1 protein-coding gene is annotated in these 475 nt (G+C 67.8%); it reads left to right on the forward strand.

Translation table 11 applies throughout. From position 1 onward, the window contains the following. Positions 1 to 475: ABC transporter ATP-binding protein (locus tag V5F48_RS25015; RefSeq protein ID WP_394260652.1), on the forward strand; the 475-nt coding region annotated here is incomplete at both ends.

The raw sequence follows: 475 nt of genomic DNA on the forward strand, positions 1-475 counted from the left end.
CGGCGCCGGCAAGACCACCACCATGCGCGCCATCATGGGCCTTTTGCGCAAGCGCGCCGGCTCGATCCGCTATGAGGGCACCGAAACGGTCGGGTTGCAGCCCAACAAGATCGCCCGGCTCGGCATCGCCATCTGCCCCGAGGAGCGTGGCATCTTCGCCTCGCTCTCGGTGCGCGAGAACCTGCTGCTGCCCCCCGTGGTGCTGCCCGGCGGGCTGACCGTGGACGAGGTGCACGAGCTGTTCCCGCGGCTGGAGGAGCGGCGCAACAGCCAGGGCACCAAACTGTCGGGCGGCGAGCAGCAGATGCTGGCCATCGCCCGCATCCTGCGCACCGGCGCCAAGCTGCTGCTGCTCGACGAGCCTAGCGAGGGTCTCGCCCCGGTGATCGTCCAGCACATCGGCCAGATCATCCGGAACCTCAAGAATAAGGGGTTCACGGTGCTGCTGGTGGAGCAGAACTTCCACTTCGCCTCG

Origin of the sequence: Xanthobacter autotrophicus ATCC 700552 (genome assembly GCF_043194565.1) — a bacterium.
In the GTDB taxonomy this organism is placed as follows: Bacteria; Pseudomonadota; Alphaproteobacteria; order Rhizobiales; family Xanthobacteraceae; genus Xanthobacter; species Xanthobacter autotrophicus_F.